This is a genomic window from Pantoea sp. MT58 (genome assembly GCF_014495885.1).
Lineage (GTDB): Bacteria > Pseudomonadota > Gammaproteobacteria > Enterobacterales > Enterobacteriaceae > Pantoea > Pantoea eucalypti.
The window spans coordinates 1,813,577-1,828,808 of the sequence record NZ_CP061083.1 but is presented as its reverse complement, the minus strand read 5'-3'; the positions used below and the strand labels follow the sequence as shown (position 1 = coordinate 1,828,808).

The following is a 15,232-nucleotide window of genomic DNA, read 5'->3' as shown; positions in this document are numbered from 1 at the left end:
CTGGTTAATGTCCTGAAAATACGCAATGGATAAGTCTTGCCGTCCACGGTTTTCGGCCGTGCGGCCCTGTTTCTTTCTGTCATTTCCTGTTAATCGCTCAGGCAAGCCAGCCTATTTTAGCACTCATTGCCGTTTCGCTTTTGCTACATTTTGAGAACAGCATCCTAACAAAGTTTCTTTTTATATTGAACGTGCAATCAAAAAAAGTTTAAATAGGGGCTCGATTTGAGGGTGGAGCTGGAGCAATGCCAAAGGTAGGGATGCAGCCGATACGACGTCGGCAACTGATTGATGCGACCCTGAGCACGATTAATGAAGTAGGGATTAATGATGCCACTATCGCCCAGATCGCCCGTCGGGCGGGTGTGTCCACCGGCATCATCAGTCACTATTTCAAAGATAAGAACGGTTTGCTGGAAGCAACAATGCGTGATGTCACGCGCCAGCTCCGTGAGGCAGTACTGTCGCGGTTACAACCGCTTCGCGATGCACCGGCAGAAGAGCGCCTGCGTGCCATCGTTGACGGGAATTTTGATGAAACTCAGGTGCATACGGCAGTGATGAAAGCCTGGCTCGACTTCTGGTCGAGCAGCATGCATCAACCCCAGCTCAACCGCCTGGAGCGGGTCAGCAGCAGGCGACTCTACTCTACGCTGGTGGTCGAGTTCCGGCGTGAACTGCCACTGGAAAAGGCACGACTGGCCGCACATGGTCTGGCCGCCCTGATAGATGGTCTCTGGCTCCGCGCCGCGCTGAGTGGAAAGCCTTTCAGCCCGGTCATCGCCCGTACACTGACCACCCAATTCATCCGTCAGCAACTGGCTGGCGAGCACGAATAACGGAAGGAGAAAACATGTCCCGATTTACCGAGCAGAAACTCTACATTGATGGCGCTTATGTTGCCGCAGCGTCTGGCGAAACGTTCCAGACGATTAACCCGGTCAACGGCGAAGTGCTGGCAGAGGTTCATGCCGCCGGCCAGGAAGATGTCAATCGCGCCGTTGCTGCCGCCAGAAAAGGCCAGAAAGTCTGGGCCGCGATGACCGCCATGGAGCGTTCGCGCATCCTGCGTCGCGCTGTTGATATTCTGCGTGAGCGGAATGATGCGCTGGCTGAGCTGGAAATGCTCGACACCGGTAAGCCTTACAGCGAAACCTCAGCGGTCGATATCGTCACCGGTGCAGACGTGCTGGAGTATTACGCAGGGCTCGTTCCGGCGCTGGAAGGTCAGCAGATCCCCCTGCGTGAAACCTCTTTCGTCTATACACGCCGCGAACCGCTGGGCGTAGTCGCCGGTATCGGTGCCTGGAACTACCCGATTCAGATCGCCCTGTGGAAATCAGCCCCAGCGCTGGCTGCGGGTAACGCAATGATTTTCAAACCCAGCGAAGTGACGCCGCTTACTGCCCTGAAGCTGGCTGAAATCTACACCGAAGCAGGTGTGCCGGATGGCGTGTTTAACGTACTGCCGGGCATCGGTTCGGTCACCGGCCAGTTGCTCACTGAGCATCCTGGCATCGACAAAGTCTCCTTCACCGGCGGCGTTGTCAGCGGCAAAAAAGTAATGGCGAATGCAGCGGGTTCAACGCTGAAAGAAGTCACCATGGAACTGGGCGGTAAATCCCCGCTGATTATCTTTGATGATGCCGATCTCGATCTGGCCGCCGACATCGCCATGATGGCGAACTTCTACAGCTCCGGACAGGTCTGCACCAACGGCACCCGCGTCTTTATTCCTGCAAAACTGAAAGCGGCATTCGAAGCCAAAATCAGCGAACGCGTTGCCCGTATTCAGGCCGGCGATCTGCGTGATCCCGCCACCAACTTTGGCCCGCTGGTCAGCTTCAGCCATCGCGATAACGTGATGCGCTACATCGAATCGGGCATTGCTGAAGGCGCACGCCTGCTGTGCGGCGGTAAACGTCTGACCGGTGGTGATTTCGACCAGGGTGCCTGGGTTGCACCTACTGTGTTTACCGACTGCCGTGATGAGATGAAGATCGTCCGTGAAGAGATCTTCGGACCGGTCATGTCGATCCTGAGCTATGAAACCGAAGAAGAAGTGATTCGCCGTGCCAACGACACCGAATTTGGTCTGGCCGCCGGACTGGTGACGCAGGATCTTAATAAAGCGCACCGCGTGATTCATCAGATCGAAGCAGGAATCTGCTGGATTAATACCTGGGGCGAATCAGCCGCAGAGATGCCAGTGGGTGGCTATAAGCACTCCGGCATTGGCCGTGAGAATGGCCTGATGACACTGCAGAGCTACACCCAGGTGAAGTCCGTGCAGGTTGAGCTGACGCGTTTTCAGTCAGTCTTTTAATCACTTAACCTGAGGAACGACGAATGGAATATGATTACATTGTTATTGGCGCCGGATCCGCAGGAAACGTTCTGGCTACCCGCCTGACCGAAGAGAGCAACGTCAGCGTTCTGTTGCTCGAAGCGGGCGGCCCGGATTACCGTTTTGATTTTCGCACTCAGATGCCTGCTGCCCTCGCCTTCCCGCTGCAGGGAAAACGCTATAACTGGGCGTATGAGACTGAGCCAGAGCCGTACATGAACAATCGCCGCATGGAATGTGGTCGCGGAAAAGGCCTGGGCGGTTCATCACTGATTAACGGTATGTGTTACATCCGTGGTAACGCAATGGACCTCGATAACTGGGCCAGTGAACCAGGGCTGGAGAACTGGAGCTATCTGGACTGCCTGCCTTATTACCGTAAAGCGGAAACCCGTGATATCGGCCCGAACGATTTCCACGGTGGAGATGGCCCGGTATGCGTCGCCACGCCTAAAGCCGGCAATAACGTGCTGTTTGAAGCCATGATTGAGGCAGGCGTGCAGGCGGGTTATCCGCGCACTGATGACCTCAACGGCTATCAGCAGGAAGGTTTTGGTCCGATGGATCGTACCGTAACACCAAACGGTCGCCGTTCCAGCACCGCACGTGGCTATCTCGACATGGCCAAAGGCCGTGCAAACCTGAAGATCATTACTCATGCCACCACCGATCGCATTGTGTTCGATGGCAAACGCGCAGTCGGCGTGGAATATCTGCAGGGCGACAGCAACACCATTAATAAAGTGACCGCTCGCCGTGAAGTGCTGCTATGTGCCGGTGCTATTGCCTCGCCGCAGATCCTGCAGCGTTCTGGCGTGGGCTCACCGGAGCTGCTGAAGCAGTTCGATATTCCACTGGTTCACGATCTGCCGGGCGTGGGTGAAAACCTGCAGGACCATCTGGAGATGTATCTTCAGTATGAGTGTAAAGAGCCGGTTTCAATCTATCCGGCCCTTAAGTGGTGGAACCAGCCGAAAATCGGTGCAGAGTGGATGTTTAATGGCACCGGTATCGGCGCCAGTAACCAGTTTGAAGCGGGTGGTTTTATCCGTAGCCGCGAAGAGTTCAGCTGGCCGAACATTCAGTATCACTTCCTGCCGGTAGCGATTAATTACAACGGTTCTAACGCCGTTGATGCGCATGGCTTCCAGTGTCACGTCGGCTCGATGCGTTCGCCAAGCCGCGGTCATGTGCGCCTGAAGTCACGCGATCCGCGTCGTCATCCGGCCATTCTGTTTAACTACATGTCGCATGAGCAGGACTGGCATGAGTTCCGCGATGCTATCCGCATCACGCGCCAGATCATCAATCAGCCAGCGCTGGATAAGTATCGTGGACGTGAAATCAGTCCGGGCCTGGATTGCCAGACGGATGAACAGCTGGACGAATTCGTCCGTAATCACGGCGAAACCGCTTATCACCCGTGCGGTACCTGTAAGATGGGTAACGATCCAATGTCTGTCGTTGATGGCGAAGGTCGCGTGCATGGGCTGGAAGGATTACGCGTGGTGGATGCGTCGATTATGCCGTTGATCATCACCGGTAACCTGAATGCGACCACCATCATGATTGGCGAGAAGATTGCCGATAAGATCCGTGGACGCGACCCACTGCCACGCAGCACCGCTTCATACTATGTTGCTGGTGACGCCCCGGTTCGTACAGTCCCCCAGCGTGCTGAATAGTTAGTTACAGTGTCACTTATAAGGTGCCGGGCAGACTGTTGTCCGGCACTTTTTTTGCCCGATTTATCGCACTTATTATTACACGCCATCATTTTCTAAACTCGCCCCGGTAAACCCCTGAACCTTAACCGCAATCAAACCAGGCAGTATCTGCTGTTGATTTAATGATTTGCAGAATGCTGTAAACCCAGCATCTGTTTTACCGGAGACACTATTCGTCCACTGATGAGAAGCAACAATGTGGATGCGTTGTAAATTTTATGAGCAGAATGTTCATGTCCTGCCTCTTCCCCGCTTTCCCCTCTTGCTGGAATGCCGCCGATCAGCACTGGCGTAACGCCCTGTAGTTTCCTCACCACATCGATACTGTTTTGAGTCTGCCTGCACACTGTGCGTTATGGCAGGTCGTCATTTTTCGTTGCTGGAGAGTTCCCATGCGCGCCTGGGTTTTATTGTCACTCGCGATTATCACTGAAATTATTGGCACCCTTTTTATGAAATGGTCCAGCCTAAACGGCAGCCACTCAGGCTACCTGATGATGCTGGGCATGATTGCCTGTTCTTATATCCTGCTGAGCTTCGCCATAAAACGTATTGCTCTGGGCGTGGCTTACGCCCTGTGGGAAGGCGCTGGCATCCTGCTGATTACATTATTCAGCGTATAGCTGTTTGATGAAGTGTTGTCTGCGATGAAAGTCTGCGGACTGATGACGCTGGTCGCTGGAATTGTGTTGATCAAAACCGGCATGCACTCATCAGCGGAGGTTAATCATGGTCATCGCTGATTTCGTCCACGCAGCCTGGCTGGCGCTGGCTATCGTGCTGGAGATTGCCGCCAATATATTCCTTAAATATTCTGATGGGTTTAAAAGACCGCTGCACGGTCTGCTTTCACTCTGCTGTGTCCTGCTTGCGTTCAGCGCACTGGCTCAGGCGGTAAAAGGTATCGATCTGTCGATTGCCTATGCGGTCTGGGGTGGTTTTGGAATTATCGCGACTGTCACGACCGGCTGGGTATTGTTCGATCAACGGCTGAATCGTAAAGGCTGGGCTGGCCTGACCCTGCTGCTGGCCGGCATGATCCTGTCAAAGCTGGCATAACAGGCATTTTGATTCAGTTATTTTTGTTATGGGTGTGCCTTCGTACACCCTTAACTTTCCGTGCTCTCTTCTCCAGTTTCAGTTGATTTCCCCTTCCCGACCGCGTCGGAATCTTCTCACTTTTGTAAAGACCCGTTTACATATCTGTTGTCTTAAGGCTTAGTGAGCGCCAAAAGTCGGATAAAAACGAGGAAGAGTTATGTCTGCAACACGAGGTTGGTCCACGGAGCTGGAGGGGTTACGCGGCATCGCCTCTCTCTGGGTACTGGTTGGCCATATCAGCTTACTGATACATTGCCACATCACACTGATTTCATCGCCTGGCATCGGGGTCGATCTGTTTATTCTGTTATCGGGTTATCTGATGGCGAAAAACTATGTTGAACGTCAGCAGAAAGAGCCGTGGCAGAGCATGGAGACCATTAAAAAGTTCTGGATCCGTCGCTTCTTCCGTATCGCCCCGCTCTACTATCTGCTTTTAATCATCGCGCTGATTTATGGCCCGTGGTTTGGCGAGATGCGTGACACTATCGCCCATTTTTATTCCGGCACCGCCACTGAATCGTCGCGTTACACCGATCAGTCGCTGGCAAACATCCTCACTCACTTCAGCTTCCTGTTCGGCCTGCTGCCCGAATATGGTTTCAATACCGTGCTGCCTGACTGGAGCATCGGGCTGGAGATGCAGTTCTATGTGCTGTTTCCGTTCATTATGCTGGTGACGCTGCGCTTTGGTTATGCGGCCTCACTGATAGGCATTATGGCGCTCTGCTGCGCCGGACGGTATGTGCTGGCAGATTATTATGAGGCGTTTGAAATGCCTTCCATGATTCTGATAAAGCTAAATATGTTCCTGGCGGGCATGCTGCTGGCGGAAGCAATTCGCCGTAAATCCCTGCTCTATGTCGCCTTCGCGCTGCTCGGCCCGGTCGTCAGCGTGGCAATGGGAATGGGCGCGATCAAGCTGCAGGTGATAATGGAAGCGCTGATGATTGTCGGGATGGCAGCAATTCTGTGGCAATACCCTCAGGGCAGCCTGATGGCAACGCTGATTGCTCTGCCACGTAAGCTGCTGAACAACCGTCTCAGCACCTGGCTGGGTGACGTCTCGTTCTCGGTCTACCTGCTGCACCTGCTGATTGTGATCCCGATGATTGCGCTGCTGCTCACGCACACCGACATTGAGTTTAAGAGCGACATGATGCGCTTCCTGATCGTCTGTGTCTCAACCATCCCGCTAACCTATGCCCTGGCCTCTTTACTCTATAAGTATGTTGAGAAGCCCGGCATTCAGATGGGTAAACGCGTGCTGAAGCCGAAGCTGGCCGATCAGACCAGTTGAGTTTTTAACACCGGCCGTTCTTTTTTTAAAAGCCCCGGATGGGGCTTTTTTATTGCCGCTTACACAATCTATCTGCTCTGAACAGGTGTTTATCACATGCCGTCGCCAGCACGCCTGCTGAGGTGAACTAGACTTTGCTGGTCGAACTCCACACCACCCGCTAAATGTCTGGCAGAAAAACATACCATTGCCAAAACGCGGTATCAGGATTTAAAACGAGGATAAGCATTATGGAAAAGAAGAAGTGGTTTGTTTCTTACGTGATCAAACCAGAAGGTGAAAATCATGTCACGACTCACGCCTTTATTGAGGGTGACGATGTCGAGGAGGCGCTGGAAACCTTTATGTTCGAAACCAAAAAAAGTCTGTCGCTGGAAACCGAAGAGCTGATACTGCTGTCAGTGAGTCTGGTATAACGTCAATTCAACCTCGCCATCGCGGGGTTGTTTGCCCTGTGAGAGGGTCATTTTATTAATGCTTTCCCTGGTGTGGCACTCAGTTACTGATTGGGATAAGGCCAGGCATGATCCACGCCTGTTGATGACAGTAACCCTGTCAAAATCAGATATGCCAGTATCAGAACAAAGAGCACAATCGCTGTTATTTCAATCGATTTAAGTAAGTGATGCTTCGCCATAAATAACCCTCCTTCACGTGTGTGTAATAACCTTTCACCCCATAAACTATAATGTTACCGGTAAAGTTCAAGTCAAAATCACATCATGAAACATAAAGACTGGCTTATTAATGGTTAGAAGGATTGTGCTCTGAAGGGCTCAGAGAGATCTTAACGATATTAAAAAGCCCGCAGGATGCGGGCCTTTGCAGGAGTCAGATGAACTTTAATCAGCAGAGTGACCGGTGAAGTCGATTACCATCCTGCCACGGATTTTGCCCTGCACCATCTCATCAAAGATGTCATTGACCTCACCAATCTTCCTTTTGGTCACTTTAGGCACGACTTTCCCTTCTGCCGCAAACTGGAAGGCTTCTGCCAAATCGTTTCGCGTTCCGACCAGTGATCCCACCACCTGAATGCCATCAAGTACCAGACGGGGAATATTAAGACTCATCGCTTCCGGCGGCAGTCCGACAGCCACGACGCGCCCTCCTGCTCTCACCGCATCCACCGCCGAGTTAAAGGCCGCTTTAGCTACCGCCGTGACCACAGCAGCATGTGCTCCGCCGGTTTTCTCCTGAATAATGCGCGCTGCATCTTCGCTGGCCGAATTGACCACCAGATCGGCTCCCATCTCCTTCGCCAGTGCCAGCTGACCATCACTGACATCAACCGCAATCACTTTAGCGTTGAAGACATTTTTTGCATATTGCAGCGCGAGATTTCCCAGCCCGCCAAGACCATAAATGGCCAGCCATTGTCCCGGTTTAACTTCTGACACCTTAACCGCTTTATAGGTGGTGACACCGGCACAGGTGACGCTACTGGCAGCATAAGGATCAAGTCCATCAGGGACTTTGACCGAGTAATCTGCAACGACAATGCACTCTTCAGCCATGCCGCCATCGGCTGTGAAACCGGCATTGATGACCGATCTGCAGAGGGTTTCGTTACCGGAGTTACAGTATTCGCAGTGACCGCAGCCCTTGAAAAACCAGGCGACGCTGGCCCGATCGCCAGGCTTGAGTGACGTCACATCCGGTGCGACTTCCTCAACGATACCGATCCCTTCATGACCCAGGGTCACACCCGTTTTATCGCCGAAATCACCGTTCTTCACATGCAAATCGGTATGGCATACACCACAGCATTCCATCCTGAGCCGGGCTTCACCGGTTTTGAGAGGACGCAGCGTCTTCTCAACAACTTCAACCTTGTGTTCACTATTAGCAATTGCCGCTTTCATAAACGTTACTCCTTTTGATTGAATCTCAAGAATATGCCATACGGGAATGATGGCAAGATTACAGATTAGCTTTGGGTGCGGGACAGAAAGAGTTGTTGCTGCCTTTGTGAGTGAAGTCAGTTTTGAGGTGCGTTACTAAAGGGATTTTGCGTGTTAAAGCTTTGGAAATCATGAGTGACTTACTGGATGCGTGAAGCACGTTTATCGTGAAGAACCTTTTCAGACGGCGATTACCGGTTAAAAGGGGCGATAGCGCCCCTGTTCATCTAAATGCTTCGTATCAATTACTCAGCGGAGTCGCTCGGTTGCCAGCGGTGAATGCCACTGTCAGTTGCCGGTCCCCTGTGTTCAGTAGAATCATCCGAGGCTGGCGGTGGCCCCAGATGCTGGGCTGCACTATACGTCGCTGGCGGTGGCCCCAGATGCTGAGAAGCGTTATTTTCTGATGCGGCTGGTCCGGCATGATGGCTCCAGCCATTATCATTTTGCTGGTCCTGATAAGACGCATGGTGATGATGCCATTCAGATGATGGGCCGCGATGGTATCCTCCCTCTGCCATCACACAACCAGACATGGATGCACTCGCTAACGCTACGAGCGCACAAGGAATAACTTTTTTTAAGAACATAATAAACTCTGGTTAAAAATCACCGGGGCAGGTTACGACGTGGTTTTTATACGTTAAATAAACGTGGAGGACCGTTCGGGGAAGATGTTTAGATATATTGATTGAGATCAATTTTGAGGAGAAGCGTCCGGAAAGCCTCTGTTCTGCTGGCAGTAAAATGGGGGGTATCATGAGTATTAAGGGGACCCAAAGTAAGAATAACAGAGCAGTTATTAAGATGATTTACATATCAGAAAATAAGAAATAGCGCGAGCCTGATTCAATCATATCTCAGACAGGACTTAACCAGAGAAACCAGATTGTATAATCGCTAAATGGCAGCCAACCTCACTAAGGAGATCATTTTTTTCGTCACACTTCACACTTTAACGCTATCGATTAAATCAGGATCACGAAGATCTCTTAACAAACCTAATACCATCGATTGTATTTAATATACACATAAGAAACAACCATCACCCATATTATGCTAATAATCGCCGCATGTTCAGAAATAAATCGAATGAAAATATAAACTCCTGCAACAATCAAAACAGCAGAAATTAAATAGATAAATGATTGCATGAGCCATAAAAATACACGCTTCACTTATTCAACCTCTCATTTATAGCATCTGATTTTTATTCGTTGTAAACACTGCATCTACGTGAAATAGTGTCATGATCATTTTAATATCCAATAAGCATATAGAATGTCAGAAGAAACATCCAATCAGACTGGACGAGATGTTATAACGCGCATGGCGTAGCCATTTTCCTGCCGCAACGGGCTGGCTATGCGTAACTGATGTTAGCTTTAGCTTGTGGGGAAAATAAAATCTAAATCATGAATGAACAACCCGAAGACAGTCAGCGCCCGCGCGGGTAAAACCCGCTCCTGGAATGCGCCGTCAGTGGGTGAGCAGGTGCTTGAACTGTGCCTCGGTGGTGAACTTGATACCGGCTTTGTGCTGCCGGGAATTTTCTCTTATGACAATCCGGCTCCGTCTGCCTGGGCCGATGCGCTGGTCATTTCCTGACGATGCGGTGATCGAATACGAGCCGTAAACCGGCGCACTGACCGCAACCGGCATACAGACGGCAACCATCAAAGCGACGGTAAAATCCTGTTCGACTCGCCAGAAGTGGAATGCGCAACGCTGCTCAAAACTGCGCAGCTGGAAGTCAAAAAGGGCGGCACGATGAAAGCCAACATTAGCGTGCCGGACCATCGCGGTGAAACGGCTTACCCGATTTCAGGCGGCGCGCCGGTGAAAATCACGGTACTGGGCGACAATCCGGCGGACACCATAACGCATTCTCCGGCAACCGCGTTTGATAAGTGGGACGGCGAAAAGTGGGTAACCGACGGCGATGCGCAGCAGCAGTCACTGCTTGACGCAGCGGCCAGCGAAAAGTCAGCGGGCGTGAGTGAGGTCAACGGAATTACTCAGGCATGGCAGACGCAGCTGCTGCCCGGCATCATTACTGATGCGGATAAAGCCACGCTGACCACCTGGATGAAGTACGTGCAGGCGGTACAGGCTGCAGATATCACAAATGCGCCAGCTATCAGCTGGCCGAAAACGCCTGAATAGAAAATTCGTTTTACGCCCGTAGCTTTCTATTAAAATTTTCAATGGCAGAATGTTTAATTCTGCCATTGAATCATTTCATCAAGTCGATTCAGAATGTCGGGGAAATAGCTTTCATCAAGGCCAAAGCTGCCTTTAACCTGGACGCTGTCGGCATGTGGTTCCGGGCGAAGAATGAAATCAACAGTTACGCCATCAATACTTTTTTCATTGGTCAGTATCATGTCCAGTTGATGAATATCGCTCTGATAGTTAAACGACCTGATCTTTTGCTGATTAATAAGCGCCTGATGAAAAGCTGAGAATTCTTTTTTCAGCATTTTCAATTCTCCAACGGTGAACTCCGTTTTAAATGCCACTTTCAGGCCGCTTACCGAAAACTCCACCCAGGACTGTATCCAGTCCCAGTGATGGTTAACAGGATCGGCTTCGTTATCCACTACGCGTTCAAAGGGAGCGATTGCGAATGTAAACTCTTCATTCCTGATATCAAACATTGAAATTTCCTTGTCAGCTAATAAAAATATTTAAAATGAGATATTGTCCAGTCTGATTCCCTGACTATTACTTCAAATTTGTATTTCTGATGAACATATTCCCTTCGCTGCTTATCGTAGCGCAGTTTATAAATATCCGTTTCGTATCGGAACATTCCTTTTCCTTCACGAGGGTCTGGCATTCGCTTACCAAAACGAATAGCTCTTTCCTGAATCTGCAAAGGTACATACCGACTGGGTTCAAGCATATGTTTTGCTGCTGTTTCGGTCATTTTCAAATTGCGCGCATGCAGCCCGATTTTAAGCCGCCCTCGCAAAAGAGATATGGTCCCTTGACTGATTCTGGCTGTAACAGCCGCGCGCGCGCCTGCTATAAGCGCCTCATTTTGTGAAGACTGTGATACCCCAATTCCTGAAACGCGCCGCCGCGCATATCTGAGTGTAATTCGCTGCGTTTCCTGCCAGGAAATTGAGGAACATCGCAATAAACACCGGCAGGGCAATGTCTGATGCATGAGGAATTTGCTTACCCGTGGAATGCTCCACGGGAAGCCATCGCCAGCCCTTATCCCACCTATGAGGAAATGCACAGCCGCACTCAGATGATTGCGGCTTTAGTGCGTGCGCAGGAGCTACTTGAAAAGCAGCCGACTGTGATACAGCTCGACGTTAAACGCCGCGTTAGTGATCTTGAAAAGACACAGGGAACAGCCCGCGCCAATGCGTACTTAACAAAGACATTTGTTGAGCGCACATTGCCACGCGTTGAAACCGTTAATGCTCAATATCGTCTCGGCATGATGAAGGGGAGCACATTAAGTTTACTCGGCGGTAACGCAACTGAGCGCGACAATGCGGCTATAGCAGGTGGTCAGCTTTTCAATCTAATGCGCCGCTTTAACCGCCTGCCGGATATGGCTCGCGCCGACGTCGATTTGCTTGCTGGGGATGTAGCTAATTTCATTCTCGCCGAGCTGGTACAGGCACACGCGCAGGCCAGCGACGAGTCAGATTATAAATACACGCACCGCGTTTACATGACCGCCGCCGCCATCACCCGCGAGCTGAGCCAGACGCCGCCATTATGGGATAAAGTCACGTCCCGGCTGTTTGACCCGGAGGAAGTTACCCCGGCAATCATGCGTATGCAGACGGAAAAATGGTGGAAAGGCCGACTGCGCCGCGTGGCTGCATCATGGCGTGAACACCTTCAGATCGCCCTGGCTAACGTCAGCAAAAAGCATACCCCCTACGCCAGCAGCATGACCGTTTCAGAGTGGCGCGAGCAGAAGCGCCGCACCCGTGAGTTTCTGAAGGGAATGGAGCTGGAAGACGAAGAAGGCAACCGTATCAGCCTGATCGAGAAATACGACGGCAGTGTGGCCAATCCGGCGATTCGCCGCTGCGAGCTGATGACCCGCATTCGCGGCTTCGAAAACATCTGCAACGAGATGGGCTTTATCGGCGAGTTTTACACCCTCACCGCCCCGGCGCGCTATCACGCCACAATCAAAACCGGGCATCGTAACCGCAAATGGAACGGTGCCAGCCCGGCAGACACGCAACGTTATCTCTGCAGCGTCTGGCAGAAAATCCGCGCCAAGCTGCACCGCGAAGAAATCCGCATCTTCGGGATCCGCGTTGCTGAGCCTCATCATGATGCGACTCCGCACTGGCACATGCTCATGTTTATGCGTCCGGAGCAGGCTGAACGCGTGCGCGAGATTATGCGCGACTACGCCTGGCAGCAAGACGGCAGCGAGCTGACAACCGACAAAGCCCGTAAGGCCCGCTTTCACACCGAGGCTATCGACCCGGAGAAAGGCAGCGCGACGGGTTACGTTGCTAAATACATTTCCAAGAATATCGACGGCTACGCGCTAGACGGCGAGACGGACGCCGAAAGCGGCAAAGACCTTAAGGAAACTGCCTCGGCCGTTTCTGCCTGGGCGGCACGCTGGCACATCCGGCAATTTCAGTTTGTGGGCGGTGCGCCGGTCACGGTTTACCGCGAACTGCGCCGCACGGCAGACAGCGAAACCGCGCACGGCCTGAGCGTTGAGTTTGCGGCCGCGCATGACGCCGCCGACGCAGGAGACTGGGCCGGATACGTTAACGTGCAGGGTGGCCCATTTGTGCGCCGCGACGAGCTGGCTGTGCGCACCTGGTATCAGGCAAGCGAAGACATGAATGAGTACGGAGAGGAAACTGTGCGTATCAAGGGTGTTTACGCAACTGAAGTTGGCAACGATACGCCAATTTTAACCCGTCTGATGCAATGGAGGATTGTCCCGAAACGTGCCGTTGATTTGGATTTTGAATTTAAGGACGCGCCTGCGTCCTCTCGGAGTTCTGTCAATAACTGTACGGAGCCGACAGGCTCTGAAGCCGCTATCGATTTCACAAAACCTACTACTCGCGCCGAGCGTAGAAGGATTCTTAAGCGATTAAGAGAAAAGCCAGCGCAGGAGCAACCTGAGCCGGACAAATATCACTCTGAACGGAGTCATTGCGCAGAACGTGAGGCGTTGAAAAAGAGTTTCTTTGAGATCTCCAGGTTAACACTGTCCGACGGTGAAGCTGTGCGCATGATGAAAGGCCACACAATCAAGATTGGAGAGCTTTCTTACTGGAGCGGAACAAGCGGCTATCTGTTCCATAGACGTCGCATAAATGCCGCCCCATTAAAGCGCTTCAATGCACTAGCGAGAAAAAGAGGCATACAGTTGCCTGATTAATAAAACGGCAGTCGGACTAATCTGAGCCGCACGATTGTTTATGATTTTAGTTCATCATGATACTGTTTATACATACAGTGCATTTTGACTAAAAGGAGTTAATCATTTGATGAAAATAGATAATCTAAGTGAAACGGTTGCACGCATTCAGTTCATTGCTGACGTATCGCTGATCGCACATTGCAAAGAAGATGAATTAAAAATGGCACTGTCGATGATTAGCGACATGGCAGGGACAATCGACACAGCTATTTTCGAAGCCGCTATTTACTGCCAGGCAGAATGATTAATTGCCCCTTCCCTACCGTTCACTAGCCACCTTTAAGGTGGCTTTTTGCTTCTGCATCAAAGTGCATATGCTTGCATTAATCCGCATGATCCAAAGTGGATCGCTGAGCGTCTGTAAGACCAGAGCTGGCGCGCTCAGAGGTTGTACATGCAAATGCATGAAAAGCGATACATAAAGCGGGCAGGCGTGGCGGGGATAGCATTGCGCGCGAGGGGTACAAACATGCATGCGGAGGCTGCGCCAGGGGCACGGAGGCGCACGCAATGGTTTGATGAGGTTGAACTGGTGAAGAGGATTTGAGCCTCGCAAATCGGGCCTGAGAGCGGCAGATGAGGTATGGCACTGATCGGAATTAATATGATAAAGTTTTGACCAATACGGTTAACCATGTAAGGGAATAATATGGATACAACTGAGCAGTTAAACGGGACTTACTTCTATGGCGGGCTTACCAACCTTTCCCCGGCAGAGCTTTATTTCTGGATTATGATTGATGTGACCGCTGAGCATTTTAGCGGTGCAAAGGATATCATAGCCATAGCTGCAATTTACTCGGGACAGAATACGATTGACGTGTCAGGAAAGTTAAAGGGTGCCTAAAAAGGTACCTCTTATGCCTCGGTGTATTCTCGCAAGCTGTTGCGCGATTCCCGTCTCCCGTTCAGGTTGCCTACGTGGATACAAAACCCTAAAAAACCATTCCAAATTAAAATGTTGATGACCCATAAATTGGGTACTTTCGTCGGTCGCACAATACCGGTTTTAGGATGGGTAATTATGGCCGCTGATGTGGCGGAGATAGGCTGGAAAACTACGGTAAAATACAACCTTATTGCCCATAAGGACGACAGAATATGGTAAGTGAGGATATAGAGAAGGCAGTATTTGCGCTGGTTGAAGATTATAACGGCAGAAGCTTGTTTACATTAAAACGTTACAAGCTTGAGCTGGACACTGATCTGAACAACGACTTTCGCATGGATCCCATCGACGCTTATGAATTACTTGAGCGGTATGCTGACAGTTTTGGCATTGACCCCGGCACCATCTCTTTTAACGACTATTTCCCGGAAGATTTCACCGCACCGCATGATCCGCTTACTCTCCGTTTGTTGGTTGAGTCTGCACAGGCCGGGCGCTGGTTGGGTAAATAACTAACGCCTGCA

General features: G+C 51.2%; 13 protein-coding genes and 3 pseudogenes. 14 read left to right on the top strand and 2 right to left on the bottom strand.

The window, feature by feature from the left end:
• Window positions 1-245: 245 nt before the first annotated feature.
• From betI to IAI47_RS08625, 7 genes and pseudogenes are all read left to right on the top strand, one after another.
• Window positions 246-839, top strand: coding sequence for a transcriptional regulator BetI (gene betI / locus IAI47_RS08655; protein ID WP_008925333.1), 594 nt, complete (start codon window positions 246-248; stop codon window positions 837-839).
• Between the two features lie 14 nt (window positions 840-853).
• Window positions 854-2,326: a betaine-aldehyde dehydrogenase gene (gene betB / locus IAI47_RS08650; RefSeq protein WP_003852666.1), complete on the top strand. Its 1,473-nt coding sequence runs from the start codon at window positions 854-856 to the stop codon at window positions 2,324-2,326.
• 23 nt (window positions 2,327-2,349) lie between these two features.
• Window positions 2,350-4,032 (top strand): choline dehydrogenase, encoded by a 1,683-nt coding sequence (betA, locus tag IAI47_RS08645; RefSeq protein ID WP_003852665.1) that lies wholly within the window; start codon window positions 2,350-2,352, stop codon window positions 4,030-4,032.
• A gap of 434 nt (window positions 4,033-4,466) precedes the next feature.
• Window positions 4,467-4,817 (top strand): annotated as a pseudogene (mdtJ, locus tag IAI47_RS08640) (multidrug/spermidine efflux SMR transporter subunit MdtJ).
• Window positions 4,804-5,133: a multidrug/spermidine efflux SMR transporter subunit MdtI gene (gene mdtI, locus IAI47_RS08635; protein WP_008925335.1), complete on the top strand. Its 330-nt coding sequence runs from the start codon at window positions 4,804-4,806 to the stop codon at window positions 5,131-5,133. The pseudogene mdtJ and the gene mdtI overlap by 14 nt, the downstream one beginning before the upstream one ends.
• Window positions 5,134-5,332: 199 nt before the next feature.
• Window positions 5,333-6,475, top strand: a complete 1,143-nt coding sequence (locus IAI47_RS08630) for an acyltransferase (RefSeq protein ID WP_008925336.1) — start codon at window positions 5,333-5,335, stop codon at window positions 6,473-6,475.
• Window positions 6,476-6,705: 230 nt separating this feature from the next.
• Entirely contained in the window at window positions 6,706-6,891 is a 186-nt protein-coding gene (locus tag IAI47_RS08625; RefSeq protein ID WP_008925337.1) for a hypothetical protein, read from the top strand.
• A gap of 426 nt (window positions 6,892-7,317) precedes the next feature.
• Here IAI47_RS08625 and adhP read toward each other — a convergent pair whose 3' ends face one another.
• The gene (gene adhP / locus IAI47_RS08620; RefSeq protein WP_003852659.1) at window positions 7,318-8,340 is read right to left on the bottom strand and encodes an alcohol dehydrogenase AdhP; all 1,023 of its coding nucleotides are present in this window, start codon (window positions 8,338-8,340) and stop codon (window positions 7,318-7,320) included.
• Window positions 8,341-9,816: 1,476 nt separating this feature from the next.
• On the opposite strand from adhP, the pseudogene IAI47_RS08615 reads away from it, so the two are divergent.
• A pseudogene (locus IAI47_RS08615) lies at window positions 9,817-10,167 on the top strand (phage baseplate assembly protein V); the annotation flags it as partial.
• A complete protein-coding gene (locus IAI47_RS08610; protein ID WP_008925340.1) occupies window positions 10,150-10,545 on the top strand; it encodes a tail fiber assembly protein in 396 nt (131 codons plus the stop codon). The pseudogene IAI47_RS08615 and the gene IAI47_RS08610, both read left to right, overlap by 18 nt.
• A gap of 53 nt (window positions 10,546-10,598) precedes the next feature.
• Here the strand turns inward: IAI47_RS08610 and IAI47_RS08605 are convergent, their stop codons facing one another.
• Window positions 10,599-11,039 (bottom strand): hypothetical protein, encoded by a 441-nt coding sequence (locus IAI47_RS08605; protein WP_008925341.1) that lies wholly within the window; start codon window positions 11,037-11,039, stop codon window positions 10,599-10,601.
• 336 nt (window positions 11,040-11,375) lie between these two features.
• Between IAI47_RS08605 and IAI47_RS22175 the strand changes: the two genes are divergently transcribed.
• The 5 genes and pseudogenes from IAI47_RS22175 to IAI47_RS08580 all read left to right on the top strand — a co-directional run bounded on the left by IAI47_RS22175 (window position 11,376) and on the right by IAI47_RS08580 (window position 15,220).
• The gene (locus tag IAI47_RS22175; protein WP_071778541.1) at window positions 11,376-11,549 is read left to right on the top strand and encodes a TraR/DksA C4-type zinc finger protein; all 174 of its coding nucleotides are present in this window, start codon (window positions 11,376-11,378) and stop codon (window positions 11,547-11,549) included.
• Entirely contained in the window at window positions 11,549-13,777 is a 2,229-nt protein-coding gene (locus IAI47_RS08595; protein WP_008925342.1) for a replication endonuclease, read from the top strand. Before IAI47_RS22175 ends, IAI47_RS08595 begins: the two co-directional genes overlap by 1 nt.
• Before the next feature lie 109 nt (window positions 13,778-13,886).
• The gene (locus IAI47_RS08590; RefSeq protein ID WP_008925343.1) at window positions 13,887-14,063 is read left to right on the top strand and encodes a hypothetical protein; all 177 of its coding nucleotides are present in this window, start codon (window positions 13,887-13,889) and stop codon (window positions 14,061-14,063) included.
• Window positions 14,064-14,468: 405 nt separating this feature from the next.
• Window positions 14,469-14,927: pseudogene (locus tag IAI47_RS22170) on the top strand (STM2901 family protein).
• The gene (locus IAI47_RS08580; protein ID WP_003854584.1) at window positions 14,921-15,220 is read left to right on the top strand and encodes a DUF1493 family protein; all 300 of its coding nucleotides are present in this window, start codon (window positions 14,921-14,923) and stop codon (window positions 15,218-15,220) included. The pseudogene IAI47_RS22170 and the gene IAI47_RS08580 overlap by 7 nt, the downstream one beginning before the upstream one ends.
• Window positions 15,221-15,232 lie beyond the last annotated feature (12 nt).

Bases quoted from the DNA above. Each gene is read 5' to 3' on its own strand.
- betI (WP_008925333.1), top strand. From the start codon at position 246: ATGCCAAAGGTAGGGATGCAGCCGATACGACGTCGGCAACTGATTGAT.
- betB (WP_003852666.1), top strand. From the start codon at position 854: ATGTCCCGATTTACCGAGCAGAAACTCTACATTGATGGCGCTTATGTT.
- betA (WP_003852665.1), top strand. From the start codon at position 2,350: ATGGAATATGATTACATTGTTATTGGCGCCGGATCCGCAGGAAACGTT.
- mdtI (WP_008925335.1), top strand. From the start codon at position 4,804: ATGGTCATCGCTGATTTCGTCCACGCAGCCTGGCTGGCGCTGGCTATC.
- IAI47_RS08630 (WP_008925336.1), top strand. From the start codon at position 5,333: ATGTCTGCAACACGAGGTTGGTCCACGGAGCTGGAGGGGTTACGCGGC.
- IAI47_RS08625 (WP_008925337.1), top strand. From the start codon at position 6,706: ATGGAAAAGAAGAAGTGGTTTGTTTCTTACGTGATCAAACCAGAAGGT.
- adhP (WP_003852659.1), bottom strand. From the start codon at position 8,340: ATGAAAGCGGCAATTGCTAATAGTGAACACAAGGTTGAAGTTGTTGAG.
- IAI47_RS08610 (WP_008925340.1), top strand. From the start codon at position 10,150: ATGAAAGCCAACATTAGCGTGCCGGACCATCGCGGTGAAACGGCTTAC.
- IAI47_RS08605 (WP_008925341.1), bottom strand. From the start codon at position 11,039: ATGTTTGATATCAGGAATGAAGAGTTTACATTCGCAATCGCTCCCTTT.
- IAI47_RS08595 (WP_008925342.1), top strand. From the start codon at position 11,549: ATGCATGAGGAATTTGCTTACCCGTGGAATGCTCCACGGGAAGCCATC.
- IAI47_RS08590 (WP_008925343.1), top strand. From the start codon at position 13,887: ATGAAAATAGATAATCTAAGTGAAACGGTTGCACGCATTCAGTTCATT.
- IAI47_RS08580 (WP_003854584.1), top strand. From the start codon at position 14,921: ATGGTAAGTGAGGATATAGAGAAGGCAGTATTTGCGCTGGTTGAAGAT.